At 40.8% G+C, this 14,228-nt stretch carries 15 protein-coding genes; 11 read left to right on the top strand and 4 right to left on the bottom strand.

Features of this window, described 5'->3' with window-relative positions; all coding sequences use genetic code 11:
* Window positions 1–6 precede the first annotated feature (6 nt).
* The gene (locus ABJH64_RS06410) at window positions 7–1,128 is read right to left on the bottom strand and encodes a DUF4221 family protein (RefSeq protein WP_348273617.1); all 1,122 of its coding nucleotides are present in this window, start codon (window positions 1,126–1,128) and stop codon (window positions 7–9) included.
* A 629-nt stretch (window positions 1,129–1,757) separates the two neighbouring features.
* Window positions 1,758–2,063, bottom strand: a complete 306-nt coding sequence (locus tag ABJH64_RS06405) for a DUF4286 family protein (protein ID WP_348275277.1) — start codon at window positions 2,061–2,063, stop codon at window positions 1,758–1,760.
* Between the two features lie 110 nt (window positions 2,064–2,173).
* Between ABJH64_RS06405 and ABJH64_RS06400 the strand changes: the two genes are divergently transcribed.
* The 10 genes from ABJH64_RS06400 to ABJH64_RS06355 all read left to right on the top strand — a co-directional run bounded on the left by ABJH64_RS06400 (window position 2,174) and on the right by ABJH64_RS06355 (window position 11,736).
* On the top strand, window positions 2,174–2,842 hold the full coding sequence (locus ABJH64_RS06400) for a carotenoid biosynthesis protein (RefSeq protein ID WP_348275278.1): 669 nt from the start codon (window positions 2,174–2,176) through the stop codon (window positions 2,840–2,842).
* Between the two features lie 70 nt (window positions 2,843–2,912).
* On the top strand, window positions 2,913–3,359 hold the full coding sequence (locus tag ABJH64_RS06395) for a sterol desaturase family protein (RefSeq protein ID WP_348275279.1): 447 nt from the start codon (window positions 2,913–2,915) through the stop codon (window positions 3,357–3,359).
* The gene (locus tag ABJH64_RS06390; protein ID WP_348275280.1) at window positions 3,356–4,246 is read left to right on the top strand and encodes a MerR family transcriptional regulator; all 891 of its coding nucleotides are present in this window, start codon (window positions 3,356–3,358) and stop codon (window positions 4,244–4,246) included. Before ABJH64_RS06395 ends, ABJH64_RS06390 begins: the two co-directional genes overlap by 4 nt.
* A gap of 197 nt (window positions 4,247–4,443) precedes the next feature.
* Window positions 4,444–4,956 (top strand): RNA polymerase sigma factor, encoded by a 513-nt coding sequence (locus ABJH64_RS06385; RefSeq protein WP_348275281.1) that lies wholly within the window; start codon window positions 4,444–4,446, stop codon window positions 4,954–4,956.
* Window positions 4,957–4,960: 4 nt separating this feature from the next.
* On the top strand, window positions 4,961–6,439 hold the full coding sequence (gene crtI, locus ABJH64_RS06380; RefSeq protein ID WP_348275282.1) for a phytoene desaturase family protein: 1,479 nt from the start codon (window positions 4,961–4,963) through the stop codon (window positions 6,437–6,439).
* Between the two features lie 21 nt (window positions 6,440–6,460).
* Complete coding sequence (locus ABJH64_RS06375; protein WP_348275283.1) at window positions 6,461–7,303, top strand: phytoene/squalene synthase family protein; 843 nt, start codon at window positions 6,461–6,463, stop codon at window positions 7,301–7,303.
* A 2-nt stretch (window positions 7,304–7,305) separates the two neighbouring features.
* Window positions 7,306–7,755, top strand: a complete 450-nt coding sequence (locus ABJH64_RS06370; RefSeq protein WP_348275284.1) for a hypothetical protein — start codon at window positions 7,306–7,308, stop codon at window positions 7,753–7,755.
* On the top strand, window positions 7,752–8,597 hold the full coding sequence (locus ABJH64_RS06365; protein WP_348275285.1) for a 4-hydroxy-3-methylbut-2-enyl diphosphate reductase: 846 nt from the start codon (window positions 7,752–7,754) through the stop codon (window positions 8,595–8,597). Before ABJH64_RS06370 ends, ABJH64_RS06365 begins: the two co-directional genes overlap by 4 nt.
* 23 nt (window positions 8,598–8,620) lie before the next feature.
* Entirely contained in the window at window positions 8,621–9,322 is a 702-nt protein-coding gene (locus tag ABJH64_RS06360; RefSeq protein WP_348275286.1) for a fatty acid desaturase, read from the top strand.
* A gap of 14 nt (window positions 9,323–9,336) precedes the next feature.
* Window positions 9,337–11,736 (top strand): TonB-dependent receptor, encoded by a 2,400-nt coding sequence (locus ABJH64_RS06355; protein WP_348275287.1) that lies wholly within the window; start codon window positions 9,337–9,339, stop codon window positions 11,734–11,736.
* A 2-nt stretch (window positions 11,737–11,738) separates the two neighbouring features.
* Here ABJH64_RS06355 and ABJH64_RS06350 read toward each other — a convergent pair whose 3' ends face one another.
* Both ABJH64_RS06350 and ABJH64_RS06345 read right to left on the bottom strand, forming a co-directional pair.
* Window positions 11,739–12,194: a YdeI/OmpD-associated family protein gene (locus ABJH64_RS06350; RefSeq protein ID WP_348275288.1), complete on the bottom strand. Its 456-nt coding sequence runs from the start codon at window positions 12,192–12,194 to the stop codon at window positions 11,739–11,741.
* Between the two features lie 48 nt (window positions 12,195–12,242).
* On the bottom strand, window positions 12,243–12,704 hold the full coding sequence (locus ABJH64_RS06345; RefSeq protein WP_348275289.1) for an outer membrane insertion C- signal: 462 nt from the start codon (window positions 12,702–12,704) through the stop codon (window positions 12,243–12,245).
* A gap of 450 nt (window positions 12,705–13,154) precedes the next feature.
* On the opposite strand from ABJH64_RS06345, the gene ABJH64_RS06340 reads away from it, so the two are divergent.
* Window positions 13,155–14,198, top strand: a complete 1,044-nt coding sequence (locus ABJH64_RS06340) for a putative zinc-binding peptidase (RefSeq protein ID WP_348275291.1) — start codon at window positions 13,155–13,157, stop codon at window positions 14,196–14,198.
* Window positions 14,199–14,228: the final 30 nt, after the last annotated feature.

Here is a 14,228-nt window from a genome sequence, read left to right as displayed (position 1 = left end):
AGTTTGTTAAAAATCAAATGAGTATTCAATAAGCGCTGGGTCTTCGCCTACTATCGAATAGTTATATAGCTTCCCTTTTCGGAAAAAAGCTTGATAGAACATGTTTTCTAATCCTTCCATTGCCGTCTCTCCTTGTAGATTCAGCTTACCATCGTAGGCAAAGAGATATACCGTCGTTTTATCGTTCTCATTGGTCATGCTTCCAAATCTGAAATACATGGACCGGGACTCGTCCCAATAGAATTTTCCAAACGTAATTTGCTTTCTCATTTCTTTTCCCACTTCCCATCTTCGCTCATTGGAATCTACTTGGGTGGCGAAATCACCCGTTTTTGACTTGGCCACTAGCCGATGTGGGAAGGAGTGAAGGGTGAGTGAGTCGGTCTTCCAATCGTATGTATAGATGTCTGAAGTTGCTCCACTGTAAATGAAAAAAAGCTCATTTAGATACTGAAGTGACTGAAAGTCTCCAGAGCGGGAGATACCATTTCCCTGTTCGAATGAAACGTTATATTTATCGGTTATCTCCAAAGCTGGAAGTTGCCGGAGATTACCAGTCATTTTTTCTCTGTCTATCACGGCAAAACCTTCCACAGGACCAGCGAAGTTATTGGGTAGGCTGAGGATTTTCTTTTTGTCTGGACTGAGATGTACATTATTTGTTAGGGAAAAAGTAGCTTCTGGATCAAAGCCAGCGATGTTTTCCAATTGGATTCGCAGGTTGAGTACTTGTGCTCCGTCCAAGGAATAAACACCTGTTTTGGCATAATCTGCCATAAAAAACTCCTGATTGGGTAATGCCTGAAAATTGTTGAGATAGGAGGGGATCGCATTAGGACCATCTGTCTCAAACGAGTGAATAGCTTTCAGCTTGAGGTTTGCTAGGTCATATTCGTGGATTTGCTTCTCAGGTTCGTAAAACCAATAAGCAATCTCGCCATCTTCGTTGAGATCTCTCCCATAGTAAGCGCCTGGATTGAAAATCTCCTCACCTACATCAAGAATCAGTGTATCGACTGTGAACGTGAGGTTATCTAGGATATTTTCTGATTCGGCTTTTTCAGAGTTGCTATTTTCTCCACAGGAAAAAAATAGTGGGAGACAAAAGAAAAGTAGAGTTTTTTTCATTCTATGAAAGTTTAAGAATGAAAAATAATAAATAATAGAGAAAAATATTAGTTAAGTTTTCTTAACGTAAATGATTAGAGCTTTTTACTTTCTGATTTCTAGGGGGGATTGAAAAATAGATGTCTCGCCCCATTCGGGGCTTAGGAAAATCAACATGTCTGGTACCTACCCCGCACTGCGTACGGGGTCATGAATCGTAACGCTCCTGCGGAGCTATACTCCGAGTATAAGATATATTTCCTTATTAAAAAGATCCGAAGGATTGAAACTATTCATGACCTCGGCGAAGCTGGGGGAACGTAGAATTTACCAGACATGGAAACCCTGAAAAGGCGAAACTCACTTGTCTCGCCCCATTCGGGGCTTAGGAAAATCAACATGTCTGTTACCTCTCACTGCGTACGGGGTTATGAATCGTAGCGCTCCTTTGGAGCTATTCTCCGAGTCTAAGTTTATATTTTCTTCCGAAAAAGATCCGAAGGATTGAAACTATTCATGACCCTCGGCGAAGCCGGGGGTATTAACGAAAAAATGTACTTGAAAGCCCCGAATGGGGCGAAACTAGTTGGGATACCTTTCCAATTACTATTCTTAAAAATCTCCTTTTATTCAAAGAAATAGCTGCCTCTCTACCCCACCGACTCCATCAATGTTCTGAATGGCATTGCCTTTTCGCCATACCTCGCTTGGGTCTCAAAGCGCAATTGTTGTGCAAATCTACTTTCATACTCGATAAGCTTCTTGGTATCTTCTGCAAAAAACTGAACAGAATAGTTCGTAACGCTGTCATCAGGGCTATTCAGCAGGCGGAAAAACTTATGCTCTACAAATAGTCCTGTGGCGAAAATATCCGGAATGTGCGTGCCTTTCATCCACTGGACAAAGTCTTCTTCTATCTCATTTGAAACCGTAAAAGTGATGTTGTAAAGAATCATATCGGGGAATTTTGGCGGGAATTTAGTTTTTTTGCAAACAGATTTGAACTTTCAAAGTTAGGGATCCAAACCCGAAAATCTGAATTACTTCACCCAAAGCTCCCCGAATTATGCACAAAATAGCTCAAGCTCCCCCACTAGTTCAAAATAGGCGATTGATTATTGCGAAGATTCTGGTGGTGGCCTTGTACTTCTTTGGAGCGGTTGGATTGAGTTTACCGCAATTTCGGGAGTACTTTCTGATGCTTACTCCAGGTCAACTCCTGCTCACGTTAGGCTTGCTGCTAGGATTTCATCGGGGTTGGACTGATTCCTTTCCGATCTTTGCCGCCGCCGCATTCTGGATAGGATTTGGAGCAGAGTTGATTGGTATTCACACGGGGTATTTATTTGGCGATTACGTGTATGGACCTACTTTGGGCCCCATGCTCTGGGAAGTGCCTATACTCATTGGTGTGAATTGGTTTATTTTGGTTTACTTGACCGGAGCGGCTTTCTATAAGGTCACATCCAACGACTACTATGCTGCTTTGCTGGGAGCCACCGCCATGACTGTCATAGATTATATCATGGAGCCGGTGGCTGTGGCGTTGGATATGTGGTATTGGAAGTTGGATATTATTCCTGCGGAAAATTATTTTGCTTGGTTTGGTGTTGCGTTTTTGATACACCTGATTTATAGAAAGACGAATTTTGATCGAGATAATCCTTTGGCAGTATGGGTACTCGTTTCGATGATTCTATTCTTCACTGTACTTAACTTCACCCTTGAGCTGTGATTTGCTCTGAAAATGATAGCTTAACAAAATTATCTTAAACAATAAACAAACAGCGTAAGTTGTGTCTCTAATGATTGAAGCGATTGGATTTACCATTTTGGGTTTTGTCTTGATGGAATTGTCTGGTTGGGCTATTCATAAATATTTGATGCACGGGCCTCTGTGGATGATTCACAAAACCCATCACGAGCATTCAGATTCTTTTTTCGAATTGAATGATCTATTTTCACTCCTGTTTGGAAGCATTTCACTAGTATTGATTTTCTTGGGAGTAGAGGAATTAGACTATAGATTTTGGATGGGAATTGGAATCAGTGTCTATGGGATGCTTTATTTTTTTCTTCACGATGTGTTGATTCATCGCAGAGTGAAATGGATGGATCGCCCAAGAGGGAATTTTTTAAAGGGTATTTTTAAAGCCCATCAAGCGCATCATCAGAGTAGAAGGAAAGAGGGAGCAGTATCCTTTGGGCTGTTTTGGGTACCAAAGAAATATTTTAAAAACATCGAAAAGTGAGTAACTATTCAATAAAAGACCTAGAGCAACTGTCTGGTATCAAAGCGCATACACTGAGAATCTGGGAGCAAAGGTATAGCCTCCTAAGTCCCAAAAGGACAGATACAAATATTCGTTATTATGACGATAGCGATCTGAAATTGATCCTCAATGTGGCTATCTTGAATGCCAATGGGATGAAAATCAGTAAGATTGCTGCGATGAGCAGTGAGAATATTTCTCAGGAAATAATCAAACTCACCGACCAGTCTATGGATCATAACGATCAGATCCAAGCCCTGACCATCTGTATGATAGAAATGGATGAGGACCGTTTTGAAAAGGTACTTTCTACCAATATCATCAAGCTTGGATTTGAGGATACTATACTCAAAGTTGTGTATCCCCTTCTCAATAAGATCGGAATCCTCTGGCAAACAGGCTCGATTAGTCCAGCACAGGAACATTTTATCTCTAACCTTATACGTCAGAAACTCATAGTAGCCATAGATGGACAAGTGGGGACTTCCTATGGAAAGACCTTTATGTTATTTCTGCCAGAAGGTGAACTCCACGAGATTTCATTATTGTTCAGCTCTTACCTTATCAAAAAGCATGGGCATAAGGTCATCTACTTAGGACAAAGCACTCCAAAGCAAGATCTGATTGCCGTGTATTCTATGCACAAACCTGATTACCTACTGACCGTTATTACTACCTCACCTTCTGGGGACAAAATCCAAGGGTACCTAGACTTCCTTTCAAGAGAGTTTGCAAACTCGGAAATTTTCATCTCTGGTCTTCAGGTATTGGATGAATCTCTTTCTATTCCTTCCAATGTGAGTTTGTTGACCTATGCAAAGGAAATCAAGAACATTTTGGTTCAAATGGAAGTGCTTAATGTTTAGACTTTATTGATTTAATTTAAACAAAAGTATTCTTCGGAATACTTTTTTTATGCCCTAAAAGTGCTAAAAAAGTCTTATTAGGCCGTTACTGATACATTTTGTAGATATTCTGTTTATCAATAGTGAAAAAAAGTTAAACAAATTTTTGTTTTTCCGTTTAACCATATGTAAGTTTGTTTAAACAAAATCACTAGATCATGACCACACTAGAATTCAGTTACTCACTAAACCAGCTCTCCAGTGTTCTGAAGCCATTTGCAATGAAGTTGACAAGAGATCAGGATGATGCGAATGATTTGCTTCAGGACACCATGGTAAAAGCTTATACCAATCAGGATAAATTTGCCGAAGGCACCAATCTGAAGGCTTGGCTTTATACCATTATGAAGAATACTTTTATTACCAACTACCAGAAGATGGTAAGAAGAGCAACCTTTGTAGATACTACAGACAATCTTCACTTCATCAATTCTAGTGGAAGTCTAATTGAAAATTCTGCTTATGGAGATTTTGCGATAGAAGATATATACAGTGCTATTGATAGGCTAGATGAGATATTCAGTGCGCCGTTTCTACTATATTACAGAGGATTTAAGTATCATGAGATCGCTGAGCGTCTTAATATTCCTATTGGAACGGTAAAAAATAGAATTCATATTGCGAGAAAGTACCTCAAAGATGATTTGAGTGTTTACAAGCACGTAAATTAATAAAATGAATCAAAAGCATGCGGTAGTAATAGGATCTGGGTTTGCAGGACTATCTGCTGCTACACATCTCGCTGCCAATAATTACTCAGTTACACTTTTGGAGAAAAATGAATCTCCTGGAGGAAGAGCGAGAAAATTTACCAAGGATGGTTTTACTTTCGACATGGGGCCCAGTTGGTATTGGATGCCCGATGTTTTTGAAGACTATTTCTCCCACTTTGGCAAAAAACCATCTGACTATTATGACCTAATTCGCTTGGATCCATCCTATGCGGTGATTTATGGGAAGGATGAAGTTTTGAATATTCCTGCTAATCTGGATGAATTCAAGGCTATGCTAGAACGAATAGAACCAGGGGCAGCCTCTCAATTGGATGACTTTTTGGCGCAAGCCAAATACAAATATGAGGTAGGAATAAATGACCTGGTCAAGAAGCCTAGTCGATCTCTGATGGAGTTTGCTTCATTGGGACTGCTGAAGGATGTACTACGCATGGATGTTTTTCAGTCTATGTCAGCTCATGTTCGCAAATTCTTCAAGTCTGATAAAATAATCCGATTGATGGAGTTTCCGGTTCTTTTCCTTGGGGAAACGGCCGAAAACATTCCTGCTTTGTATAGCTTGATGAACTATGCAGATATAGCCTTGGGCACTTGGTATCCCAAGGGCGGTATGTTCGAGATCATCTCGGGTATGGTAGAGCTCGCTCAAGAAAAGGGTGTGAAAATCCGATGTAATGCTGAGGTAGAAGAAATCGAAATCGAACAAGGAAAAGCAAAGGGAGTTAGGTTAATTTCTGGTGAAAGAATCACTGCGGATGTAGTCATTGCTGGGGCAGATTATCACCACGTAGATAGGCATTTGATCAATCCAAAGTACAGCAATTATAGTGAGGACTACTGGGACAAGCGCGTTCTGGCACCTTCAAGCTTGCTTTTTTACTTAGGTGTCGATAAGAAATTAGCTAATTTGCTGCATCATAATTTGTTTTTTGATGAACCTTTGGGACCTCATGCAGATGCGATCTACTCCCATCCCCGATGGCCTGAAGCTCCTTTGTTCTATGCTTGTGTACCCTCTGTCACTGACTCAACAGTAGCTCCGGAAGGAATGGAAAATTTATTTTTGCTCATTCCACTTGCACCGGATTTGGAGGATTCAGAGGAGATTAGAGAGAAGTATTATGGGATGATCATGGATAGATTGGAAAAGCTTTCCGGTCAAGAGATTCGCTCTCATGTGGTATATAAAAGGTCCTATGCCCACTCTGATTTCAAGTCCGATTATCATGCATTCAAAGGGAATGCTTATGGATTGGCAAACACATTGAAGCAAACAGCGATTTTAAAACCCTCATTGAAAAATAAAAAAGTGAGTAACCTGTTCTATACGGGACAGTTGACAGTTCCAGGCCCAGGAGTACCTCCTTCGCTTATTTCGGGATATGTTGTTGCCAATGAAGTAATTAAGGAAATTTCTTAAGATTATAGTATATTAAAACTTATGGATGCAAAGGGGTTATATGACCAAACAAGTCTGGATTGTGGTAAGCTGATCACCCAGCGCTACAGCACCAGCTTCACGCTGGGTATCCAAACACTGGACAAAAAATTCCATGCGCCGATCTATGCAATTTATGGTTTTGTGCGCTACGCAGATGAAATCGTTGATACTTTTCACGAGCACAACAAAGCTGAGCTCCTAGCAGAATTTAGATTAGAAACCTACAAAGCAATAGAAACCAAACTATCGCTGAACCCTGTGTTGCATGGTTTTCAGTTGATGGTAAACAAGTATGCTATAGACCTTGAGTTTATTGAGGCGTTTTTCAAAAGCATGGCTATGGATCTGGATTTTAGCACGTATGACGATAGCCGTTATGCAGAATACATCTATGGATCTGCCGAGGTGGTGGGTTTGATGTGTCTGAGAGTGTTCGTGGCAGGAGATGATGGGATGTTCCAGCGGTTGAAAAAGCCGGCTCAAATGTTGGGTTCGGCCTTCCAGAAAGTCAATTTTCTACGAGATATCAAAAGCGATTTTGAGGAGCGAGGCAGAGTGTATTTCCCTGGGGTTTCTTTTGAAGAGTTTGATAAATCTAAAAAAGTTCTTATCGAGCAAGACATTCAGCATGATTTTGACGAATCTTTAATAGGAATCAAACAACTTCCTGAGGGAGCTAAACTTGGGGTAAAAGTAGCTTACCTTTATTACCAAAAGTTGTTTGACAAAATCAAGGGGCTTTCAGCTGATACGATTACGCATGAGCGAATCCGAATCCCCAATTCTCAGAAATTCTCTCTGTTAATTGGAACCTATTTTGGAAGCAAACTAGGATTAAGTTGATTATGGAAAAGCATCCACCTACTGGCAGAGTACTTTTCATAAGATTTTTGCTCCTCCCTACTTTATCTGGGATTGACTTCAGATCTGCCAGTAAAATCCTCTTAACTCTTCGTGAAGTTCTTCTATCCTTTTTTTCTCCTACGGATTACACGTTAAGTTTTTTTCAAAAAGTAATTCTTCAAAATCTAATTCAGGTAGCGGACGATAATCGTGGTGACCTATTGACATTCACAAATTGCAGGAAGTCCGTTTCAGTAAGTGGAAATGAAACTACTCAGGCTCAAAATTCTCAAAAATCTCTTTCTACACTTGTTGATCTGTCAGGTTTTAAAATTAGCTGTCAATTGACGGATATGAATGTATATTGGGTTTTCGGTGCATTAAATGAGTCAAAATCAGGATATTTAGTAATTAGAAAACAATTCAACAGGCTTCAGGTTATCAGCTTATGAAGAATCTTCACGTTCATATTGATACCCACTCTGGGTTTTGCTTTGGGGTAGTCTATGCCATAGAAATGGCAGAAGACATGCTAGAGGAAGATGGATATTTGTATTGCCTTGGAGATATCGTTCATAACGATGAGGAGGTCAATCGACTCAAAAGAAAGGGTCTGAGAATTATTGACCATGAAGTTTTGAAGGATTTGCAGGATGAAAAAGTACTGATACGTGCTCATGGCGAGCCTCCTTCTACGTATGAATTAGCAATCAAAAATAACCTGACTTTGATCGATGCCAGTTGTCCAGTAGTGTTGAAGCTACAGCATAGGATCAAGAATTCCTTCGATAAGGGCGACTCCATCTATATCTATGGAAAGCATGCCCATGCAGAAGTTATTGGTCTGCTGGGTCAGACCAATAACGAAGCGGTAGTATTTCAGGATATTTCGGAGTTGGACTTGGATAAACTCCCGAAAAACATCACGCTTTACAGCCAGACTACCAAGAGCACAGACAAATTTTATGAAATCAATAAGGTGTTGAAGGACAATGATATCGAAGTCAATACCAATGATACGATATGCAGGCAGGTTTCTAACCGAGATAAAGAGCTAAGGGATTTTGCTACCAAGTTTGACAAAATTGTTTTTGTCAGTGGCACCAAATCCTCTAATGGGAAAGTGCTCTTCAATGTCTGCAAGGATACTAATGCCAATACCTACTTTGTATCTAATTCTGATCAGATTGAACCTGATTGGTTTGTTGAAAATGATCGCGTAGGAATCTGCGGAGCCACTTCTACACCGATGTGGTTAATGGAGCAAGTGAAGGAAAGGATTCTGACTTTTTGAGAAAACATTCCCAACTTGTCCCTATGAATTCAGAAAAAGCACGTCTGCCAGTTGACCCGAAAGGAATTTTAATCGCATTGATTATTATAGGATTGTGGTTTACTAGCTTGATTTTTTTATTGAATTACCAGATTAGGTGGACAGATCCATTGGTTTATTTGGGAGTGTTGGTACAAATGCACCTTTACACAGGATTATTTATTACCTCACACGATGCCATGCATGGCTTGGTGTCTTCTAACAAACCGCTAAATACTGCTTTTGGATGGTTCACTGCTTTGTTGTTCTCCTTTAATTTCTACAGTAGGCTTTTCCCAAAGCATCATGAGCATCATCGCTTTGTCGCCACTGACCAAGATCCTGATTACCATGCCTCGGGCAACTTCTTCCTTTGGTATTTCAGCTTTATCAAACAGTACGTTAGCATCTGGCAGCTCATATTGATGGCGGTTACTTTTAATATTTTGAAGCTTTTCCTTCCTGTGGAAAACTTAATCCTTTTCTGGATGCTCCCTGCCGTATTATCCACATTTCAGCTTTTCTATTTTGGTACTTATATACCGCACAAAGGAGAGAATCTCAATAAACACCATTCATCTACTCAGCCGAAAAACCACTTTTGGGCATTTATTACTTGTTATTTCTTTGGCTATCATTACGAACATCATGATTCTCCAGGAACTCCGTGGTGGAGACTGTGGCGTGTGAAAGAATCTGCTTCTTAATCCCTTTTGTTTTAATGAAATCGTATATACTTCTTTTAACACTTGTGTTCTGTTCTTTCCATGCTTTTTCGCAAGGAATTATTCGTGGGAAAATTACCAATCCTGTAAATAATCAGCCGGTCGCTTTCGCTAATGTGCTAGTACTGGGAACAGAACTAGGAGCAGTTTCAAACGAAAACGGCTTGTATGAAATAAATAATGTACCAACGGGATTATACAATGTGCGGGCCAGCTTCGTAGGGTTCAAACCCAAAACAACTTTCGAGATAAGTGTGACCTTAGCCCGTCCTGTGCAACTGGATTTCGAGTTAGAAGAAGATGCGTCCGAGCTTTCGGAAGTGGTGGTGAATTCAGAGTTTTCTAGATCCGAAGAAACACCCATTTCTGTGAAAAAGCTGACTGCTAACGAAATTGAGCGGTATCCTGGTGGCAATCGAGATATCTCTAGAGTAATTCAAGCATTGCCTGGAGTGGCGAGTACCCCAAGTTTTAGAAATGATATTTTGATCCGTGGAGGTGCGCCAAATGAGAATAAGTTCTACGTAGATGATATAGAGGTTCCGGTGATTAACCACTTTGCTACGCAAGGGTCGTCAGGCGGTCCGGTGGGGATATTGAATGTGAATCTAATCAAAAGCATGGACTTGGTGGCTGGTGGCTTTGCAGCTAACCGGATGAATGCGCTTAGTTCCTTTTTTGAGATTCAGCTCAAAGAAGGTCGCCGGGATAAGATGGCTACCCAGCTGACAGTTGGAGCTTCGGAACTGACACTTTCCAACGAAGGTCCCATTGGAGAGAAGACTACCTACCTACTTTCGGCACGCCGCTCTTATTTACAGGGTTTATTTAGAGTAATTGGTTTGCCTTTTTTGCCTACGTTCAATGATTTTCAACTGAAGACCACTACCAAGATCAATGATAAAACAGAACTGACTTTCATAGGTGTAGGCGCTATAGATAAGTTTGTACTGAATGAGGACGTACCAGATAATGAGACGGAGGATGAGCGAGATGATCGGCTCTATTTGCTTGGTGTCTTACCTGTTCAGAATCAATGGAATTACACGACCGGACTTCGATTAAAGCGCTTCCGAGAAAATGGGTTTTGGACTTTCGTGCTCAGTAGAAATATGCTGAATAATGAGTCCGTGAAGTATGCAGGAAATGATGAAAGTTCTGAACAGAATTTGCTTTTCAACTATACCTCACAAGAATCCGAGAATAAATTCCGAGCAGAAAACAGCATTTTTGGGAATGGCTATACATTGAAATACGGGGGGAATTATGAATACTCTCGCTATTACATCCGGAATTTTGACAGAGCTACATTAGCTTCTCAGGGAGAGACGGTGATAGAAAGATCCACTTCATTTTTTAATTCCTATGGTGCATTTGTCTCTGGAAGTAAATCTCTACTCGACGAAAGACTGTTATTGACGGGAGGAATTAGAATGGATGGGTCGGATTTTGGTAAATCAGCCCAAAATCCACTAAATCAGATCAGTCCGAGATTTTCAGCTTCTTACCAGCTTCGATCCAATCTTTTCCTAACCGCCAACGCAGGTATTTATTACCAGAAGCCCCCTTACACCGTGCTAGGATATCGTGAGCGAGGGGAATTGGTGAATCAGAATAATGATGTGAAATTCATCCGCAATTCCCAATTGATCGCCGGGATTGAGGTTCAGTCTCCTTCCAAAAACCGAAGATTTACTGCGGAGGCTTTTTATAAATACTACAGCAATTACCCCTCATCCATCAGAAATGGGATCTCATTAGCTAATTTGGGGGCTGATTTTGGAGTGATTGGTAATGAACCCGTAGAATCCAATTCTAAAGGCAGAGCCTACGGTTTGGAGTTTTTGGCACAGCAACGTCTTTTCAATAACTTTTATGGAATCGCATCCCTTACGCTGGTTAGAAGTGAGTTTACCAATCCGAATACGGACGGATACATCGCTAGCTCATGGGACAACAGAGTGATCGTCAGTCTCACTGCCGGAAAACGTTTTGGTAACAATTGGGAACTGGGAGCCAGATGGCGCTTTGTAGGGGGTACGCCTTATACTCCTTTTGATTATGACGAGTCCAGTTTGATTTCGAATTGGGATTTGAGAAATCAGCCAATTCTAGATTACACTCAGATCAATGCAGTTCGATTGGGTGGTTTTCATCAACTCGATTTGAGATTGGATAAAAAATATTATTTCAAAAAATGGAATCTGAATTGGTACATAGACATCCAAAATGCCTACAATTTCAAGGCTGAGCAACCACCCTCGCTCGTGCCTGAGCGGGATATGGAAGGAAATATCCTCGTAGATCCATCAGATCCAAGTCGCTATCTCTTGCGCTACTTAGAAAATCCAGCAGGGACTGTTCTTCCCACAGTCGGAATCATTGTGGAGTTTTGATCCTAGTGCTGGAGCGATGCGAGTAATCGGATGATTCTGGCAGTTCTGGCTTCGATATTTCCTGTCTCATAGATGTGTTCGATCCAGTGTTGCTGCTTTTCTTTGGGTAGTTTTTCAAATAACTCTAGCTTTCCTGGATCATCATTGAGGCAATCGACTAGTTCTTGCGGAAGTATGTTAGGGATTTCTTTTCTAAAAAATCTAATAAATACCTCGTCACCTTCTTCTTTACCTAGAGCTGTTCGGATAGGTTTGGCTACAGGCAAAAAAACATAACCATTGCCCATAGGCATCAAATGTTTACTCTCAAAAGTAATGTTGTCTAGTGATCCGGAGATCTCCATCATACCAAAGGCCTTGCCTGTAGTGATGAGTTCTCCGGAGATTTTGACGTAAGTCCATCCCCCTTTACCAGGGAATTTTTCGAGTATGTGTGGTCCTTCTACAATCAGCTGCATAAAAAAAGAGCAGGTTTTGGCCTGCTCTAAATTATGGTTTTTTGAGATTTAATTCCCAGTTACTCTTCCGAAAACGTATCGAACGTTTAATCCAAAGACATCAACAAAAAAGTCCGTGTCTTCAACAATCCTGAAGGTAGGTCTCCAGTCAAATCCAATGGCAAGAGGTACATCAGGAAAAGCATATTCCACACCGATTTCTCCAGCTGCACTCAATCCGAAAGGATCACCTAAAAATAAGGAAGGTCCTGCACCGATGTAATAATCGAAATCACTAGAACCAATAGGTCTATAAACGAAATCCCATAAAGCATCAATTCCTACGCCGTTACTACCAAAACTAACATCAGCATGTACTCTGCTGAACTGTCCTAACTCAAACACTCCGTCGATTGCGACGTTGTTGCCGGCAAAGTTTCCGAATCTAATACCCAGCTCTTGCGCGTGGCTTTCAAGTGAACCAACTAGAGCAAAAAACAACACTAGAGATAAAATCTTTAAATACTTCATATTAATAAGGGTTAAATAATAGTTTGAAATTATCGATTCACAAATATTAGCTTTTTTAAGAATTTATTCATTTGCGGAGTGGTATTTATAACCAACACCAGCCAAAACCACCACACTTGTTTTAACTTGATTCCTCCCGCAAAAATGGCTGGAGAAGTGCTTATAGCAGGATTGACAGAAATATTTCTCACAGAAATATGGATAACATGTAGCAGCACATGAACTACTTTAATTGCTAATCCATCAAATCCAGCTGGGGATTTGGGATAGGTAGAACTCAGAGTAATCGTTAAAAACACAAATGTCTTCACTACCTATGTCACTGAACCTAACATCATACTGTTTTCACTGGTAGAGGCTTTCACAATGCTTTTAAAAATAGAATTCATCCATTTGGCCTGATACCTGTGTGAAACTTCTTCTTATCTTTCATCTAACCGTCGGCTAAAAATGAAACTATTTGAATGCGGAAATTGCTCCCACACGCTTTTTTTCGAAAACTTAAGTTGTGAGAAATGTGGGCACCTCACAGGATACGATCATCTCAGTGCGGAGATGTTGACCTTTCAGCCTAACACACATCCTTTAGTTTCGGACAGAAAAGGCATAGCATATAAGTATTGCCAAAATCGGGAATTTGGAGTTTGCAATTGGCTGATCCCTGCAGAAGATAATCGAGAGTTTTGCCCTGCCTGTGAGCTCAATCGGACCATTCCCAACCTAAGTGATTCCGAGAATTTCTCGAAGTGGCAAAAGCTAGAAGTGGCCAAGCATCGCTTGGTCTATCAACTGCTTGCTCTTAGATTAGAAATACTGCCGCAGGAGACGAATCCTGAAATTGGACTATGCTTTGATTTTATTGCCAGACAGGGAGATTCCAAAATCATGACTGGCCATGCCAATGGTGTAGTGACTATCCTACTTTCCGAGGCAGATTCGGTTCATCGAGAGCAGATGCGCAAGCAGCTTTCAGAGCCTTATCGAACGCTTATTGGACATTTTAGGCATGAAGTAGGACATTACTTTTGGGATAGACTAATTAATAGAGACCAAAAAGTACTTGGTGATTTTCGGGCTATTTTCGGAAATGAACAAGCAGATTATGCTGCTTCGCTAAAAACGTACTATCAAAATGGAGCTCCTGAAAACTGGCAAGATAGCTGTATCAGTCAGTACGCCACCTCTCATCCTTGGGAAGATTGGGCTGAGACTTGGGCGCATTACTTGCACATCATGGACATGACCGAGACTGCTTATTATTTTGGGATAGCTGTACGTCCGAAGGTGAAGAATATGGCACTGGGAGGATCTGCTGATTTTGATCCTTACACCGTTCAAGACTTCCTTACTATTTACAACGCTTGGGCTCCCATTTCATTTTCCATCAATAGCCTCAATCGCTCCATGGGGATTCCAGATGCCTATCCCTTCGTGGTGAGTCACGCCGTGGTGGAGAAAATGAAGTTCATCCATCACTTGGTCTGCAGGCAGTAAAAATATGATCGAGTAGAGCTGAAATATTTT

It is taken from the genome of Algoriphagus sp. (assembly GCF_039969895.1).
Taxonomy (GTDB): domain Bacteria; phylum Bacteroidota; class Bacteroidia; order Cytophagales; family Cyclobacteriaceae; genus Algoriphagus.
Note: the sequence above shows the minus strand (reverse complement) of the source record. Positions and strands in the feature narration are given on the sequence as shown.

What these genes read in the sequence shown, in the direction of transcription:
- ABJH64_RS06410 (WP_348273617.1), bottom strand. Translation starts at nt 1,128, where the DNA reads ATGAAAAAAACTCTACTTTTCTTTTGTCTCCCACTATTTTTTTCCTGT.
- ABJH64_RS06405 (WP_348275277.1), bottom strand. Translation starts at nt 2,063, where the DNA reads ATGATTCTTTACAACATCACTTTTACGGTTTCAAATGAGATAGAAGAA.
- ABJH64_RS06400 (WP_348275278.1), top strand. Translation starts at nt 2,174, where the DNA reads ATGCACAAAATAGCTCAAGCTCCCCCACTAGTTCAAAATAGGCGATTG.
- ABJH64_RS06395 (WP_348275279.1), top strand. Translation starts at nt 2,913, where the DNA reads ATGATTGAAGCGATTGGATTTACCATTTTGGGTTTTGTCTTGATGGAA.
- ABJH64_RS06385 (WP_348275281.1), top strand. Translation starts at nt 4,444, where the DNA reads ATGACCACACTAGAATTCAGTTACTCACTAAACCAGCTCTCCAGTGTT.
- crtI (WP_348275282.1), top strand. Translation starts at nt 4,961, where the DNA reads ATGAATCAAAAGCATGCGGTAGTAATAGGATCTGGGTTTGCAGGACTA.
- ABJH64_RS06375 (WP_348275283.1), top strand. Translation starts at nt 6,461, where the DNA reads ATGGATGCAAAGGGGTTATATGACCAAACAAGTCTGGATTGTGGTAAG.
- ABJH64_RS06370 (WP_348275284.1), top strand. Translation starts at nt 7,306, where the DNA reads ATGGAAAAGCATCCACCTACTGGCAGAGTACTTTTCATAAGATTTTTG.
- ABJH64_RS06365 (WP_348275285.1), top strand. Translation starts at nt 7,752, where the DNA reads ATGAAGAATCTTCACGTTCATATTGATACCCACTCTGGGTTTTGCTTT.
- ABJH64_RS06360 (WP_348275286.1), top strand. Translation starts at nt 8,621, where the DNA reads ATGAATTCAGAAAAAGCACGTCTGCCAGTTGACCCGAAAGGAATTTTA.
- ABJH64_RS06355 (WP_348275287.1), top strand. Translation starts at nt 9,337, where the DNA reads ATGAAATCGTATATACTTCTTTTAACACTTGTGTTCTGTTCTTTCCAT.
- ABJH64_RS06350 (WP_348275288.1), bottom strand. Translation starts at nt 12,194, where the DNA reads ATGCAGCTGATTGTAGAAGGACCACACATACTCGAAAAATTCCCTGGT.
- ABJH64_RS06345 (WP_348275289.1), bottom strand. Translation starts at nt 12,704, where the DNA reads ATGAAGTATTTAAAGATTTTATCTCTAGTGTTGTTTTTTGCTCTAGTT.
- ABJH64_RS06340 (WP_348275291.1), top strand. Translation starts at nt 13,155, where the DNA reads ATGAAACTATTTGAATGCGGAAATTGCTCCCACACGCTTTTTTTCGAA.